Source organism: Streptomyces sp. NH27 (assembly GCF_056859195.1).
In genome coordinates, this window is the sequence record NZ_JACEGK010000664.1 from 1 (window position 1) to 3,660 (window position 3,660).

The window sequence follows — 3,660 nt, forward strand, 5'->3', positions numbered from 1 at the left end:
CGGTGAGGGGCACCCTGGGGGGCAGGGGCGCGGGGAACTTCCCCAGCGGGGTACCCCCGGCGACCAGCCCACCACTGGCAGGTGGTCCCTCGACCGGAAGAATGCGGCACCCTGGGGGTCAGGGGCATCCGGAAAACTTTGGATCAGGCAGAATCGGAACTTATGACGAGTACCAAGAACGACCGCTCGGGGCCGGCCACCGCCGGAGACGGGCAGCCGAAGTATGCCGACCGGGCCTACCGGTCCGTCGCCGGGGTCGTCGGCGGTGTGCTGCTGCTCGTGCTGGCCGGCTGGCTCGGCGGCGACGCGGTCGTGCACGGCACCGGCCACACCCCCTGGCTGGCCCTGGCCGGACTGCTGTGCGCGGTCCCGCTGATCGTCGCGTTCAGCCTCCGGCCGGTGGTCTACGCGAATGACGACCAGATCCGGGTACGCAACCCGTTCCGCACGATCACGGTGCCGTGGTCGGGCGTGGACAGCATCCGCTCGGCGTACTCGACCGAGCTGCTGGCCGGCGGCCGCAAGTTCCAGATGTGGGCGATCCCGGTGTCGGTGCGCGCCCGCAAGAGCGCGGCCCGGCAGACCACCCGGGCGCAGGCCGGCGACCACCGTGACCCGTTCAGCGTGATCCCGCGCCGCAACCCTGGTCAGGCCGACGCCGACGGCACCTTCCGGGCGCCGTCCGACCGCGTGGTGAACGAGCTGCGCGAGCTGGCCGACCGGCACCCGGTGAAGGACGACGAGCGCCCGAACCCGATGATCCGCTGGTGCTACGAGATCATCGCGCCCTCGGCGGCCGGCGCGGTCGTGCTGATCGTCCTCGCCGTCATCGGCTGACGCTCCAGGCGTCCTCGGAGCGTCCTCGGAGTGTCCTCGGAGGGCGGGCGAGGAGCCCCGGCCGAAAAACCCCCTACGGTGCGGTCCGCACGGCCCGTGCCGTGCGTGGCTCCAGGGGGCGCTCAGATGCCGGCCGCGGTCGCGAGGTCGCGCTTGAGGGCGGCGAGCAACTCGGTCGCGGTGGCGCCGGCCGCGGGGAGGGCCGCGGGCCCGGACACCGGCACCACCACTTCGAGATAGCACTTCAGCTTGGGCTCGGTCCCGCTGGGCCGGACCACGACGCGGGCGCCGTCCACCCGCGGCCCGGCCAGGTGGTAGCGCAGGCCGTCGGTGGGCGGCAGTCCCTCCGACCCGGCGGCGAGGTCGTCGACGCGGGTGACGGCGAGACCGGCCAGCTCGGTCGGCGGGTGCGCCCGCAGGCGCCGCATGGCCGCGCCGATCAGCGACAGGTCGGCGACCCGGGCGGAGAGCTGGTCGGTGGCGTGCAGCCCGTGGGTGAGGGCGAGTTCGTCGAGCAGGTCGCCGAGCGTGCGGGACTCCCGCTTCAGGCCGGCGGCGAGTTCGGCGACGAGCAGCGCGGCGGTGATCCCGTCCTTGTCGCGCACCCCCGCCGGGTCGACGCAGTAGCCGAGCGCCTCCTCGTAGCCGTAACGCAGGCCCGGCACGCGGGAGATCCACTTGAAGCCGGTGAGGGTGTCGGCGTAGCCGAGGCCGGCGTGCGCGGCGATCTTCGACAGGAGGGAGGAGGAGACGATGCTCGCGGCGAAGGTGTCCCGGCCGGGTACGGCGGCGCCGCGCCGTACCAGGTGGACGGCGAGCAGCGCGCCCAGCTCGTCGCCGCGCAGCATCCGCCGGCCGCCGGGCGCGGCCGGGTCCGGTACGGCCACCGCGCAGCGGTCCGCGTCGGGGTCGTTGGCGATCACCAGGTCGGGGCGGTGCTCGCGGGCGGTCTCGAAGGCGAGGTCCATCGCACCGGGTTCCTCGGGGTTCGGGAACGCCACGGTGGGGAAGTCCGGGTCGGGCTCGGCCTGCCGCGGCACCACGGCGGGCGCGGGGAACCCGGCCCGGTCGAACGCGGCCAGCAGCGTGCGCAGGCCCACTCCGTGCAGCGGCGTGTAGACCGTCGACACCTCGCGCGGGCCGTGCGGCGCGACCACGCCCGCCGCGCGGTCCAGGTACGCCGCCACGACGTCCTCGCCCAGCACCGTCCAGCCGTCCTCGGGGGTCGGCACCGTCTTCAACGGGCCGACCGCGGCGATCCGTTCGGCGATCTCCGCGTCCGCGGGCGGCACGATCTGCGAACCGTCGCCCAGGTAGACCTTGTAGCCGTTGTCCTGCGGCGGGTTGTGGCTCGCGGTCACCATCACCCCGGCGGCCGCGCCGAGATGGCGGATCGCGAACGCCAGGACCGGGGTGGGCAGCGGGCGCGGCAGCACCGCCGCGGGCAGGCCCGCGCCGGTCATCACGGCGGCCGTGTCCCGTGCGAAGCGTTCCGAGTTGTGCCGGGCGTCGTACCCGATCACGACGAGGCCGCCGCCCTGGTCCGTCGGGTACGTGTCCTTGACGTACGCGGCCAGGCCCGCCGCCGCGCGCATCACCACGGCGCGGTTCATCCGCATCGGGCCGCCGCCCATCGCGCCGCGCAGCCCGGCGGTGCCGAACTCCAGGGTGCCCCGGAAGCGGTCGGCGAGGTCCGCCCGGGCGTCCTCGTCCCCTTCTGCCGCGGCCTTGACGAGGGCTTCGAGTTCCGCCCGGGTCTCGGGGTCGGGGTCCTCGGCGATCCACTGCGTGGGCTCGAGCCGCACGTCGGTCCTCCTTCGTTCGTTCGTCTGCCCTCGATCGCCGGGCCGGCTTGCTGTTCGACCGGGTGGAAAATCAGCCCGCCCGGCGTTCGAGGGCAAAGGGGCGGGCGGGGAGTCAGAGGCGGCCCAGCACCTGGCGGAGGAGCGCGCCCATGCGGGCGGCGGACTCCCGGCCGGCTTCGAGGACTTCCTCGTGGTTGAGCGGGGCCCCGGTCATCCCGGCGGCGAGGTTGGTGACGAGGGAGATCCCGAGGACTTCGGCACCCGCCTCGCGCGCGGCGATCGCTTCGAGGGCGGTGGACATCCCCACGAGGTCGCCGCCTATGGCGCGGACCATGCCGATCTCGGCGGGAGTCTCGTAGTGCGGGCCGGGCAGCTGGACGTAGACACCCTCTTCGAGGGAGGGATCGACCTCCCGGCACAGGGTCCGCAGCCGCGGCGAGTAGAGGTCGGTGAGATCGACGAAGCGCGGCCCGAGGAGCGGGGAGGTCGCGGTCATGTTGATGTGGTCGCTGATCAGGACGGGCTGGCCGGGCCGGTACCCGGGGCGGAGCCCTCCGCAGCCGTTGGTGAGCACGATCGTCTTGCAACCGGCCGCGACCGCGGTGCGCACGCCGTGTACGACGCTGTCGACACCGCGCCCTTCGTACAGGTGGGTGCGGCCGAGGAAGACCAGGGCGCGCACCTCGCCGATCCGTACCGAACGGACCCGCCCGGAGTGCCCGGCGACCACGGGTGCGGGGAAACCGGGCAGGTCGGTGATCGGTACCTCGTGGTCGTGGGTGCCGAGTTCGTCGGCGGCGGGCACCCAGCCCGAGCCCATGACGAGGGCCACGTCGTGCGTGTCGGCGCCGGTCAGCTCGCGGAGGCGGGCAGCGGCGGCATCGGCCGCGGCGTAGGGATCGGGTTCTGCGGAAGCGTTCACGCGGATGAGCGTAACCCGTGTTTCCCTACGCGCGTAGACGACCCAGAAACATGGCGCCCGGAAATCGGATCATCCGACAATTGACCAGGGGGTGGG

The 3,660-nt window shown here is 73.7% G+C and carries 3 protein-coding genes; 1 reads left to right on the plus strand and 2 read right to left on the minus strand.

Translation table 11 applies throughout. The features are described from left to right. The first annotated feature begins 162 nt into the window (after positions 1-162). Positions 163-837, plus strand: coding sequence for a PH domain-containing protein (locus tag AC13HU_RS34020; RefSeq protein WP_483045850.1), 675 nt, complete (start codon positions 163-165; stop codon positions 835-837). A 122-nt stretch (positions 838-959) separates the two neighbouring features. Here AC13HU_RS34020 and AC13HU_RS34025 read toward each other — a convergent pair whose 3' ends face one another. Together AC13HU_RS34025 and AC13HU_RS34030 are read right to left on the minus strand one after the other, a co-directional pair. After that, positions 960-2,642 (minus strand): phospho-sugar mutase, encoded by a 1,683-nt coding sequence (locus tag AC13HU_RS34025; RefSeq protein ID WP_483045851.1) that lies wholly within the window; start codon positions 2,640-2,642, stop codon positions 960-962. A gap of 112 nt (positions 2,643-2,754) precedes the next feature. Continuing rightward, positions 2,755-3,564, minus strand: a complete 810-nt coding sequence (locus AC13HU_RS34030) for a purine-nucleoside phosphorylase (protein ID WP_483045852.1) — start codon at positions 3,562-3,564, stop codon at positions 2,755-2,757. Between the last annotated feature and the right edge of the window lie 96 nt (positions 3,565-3,660).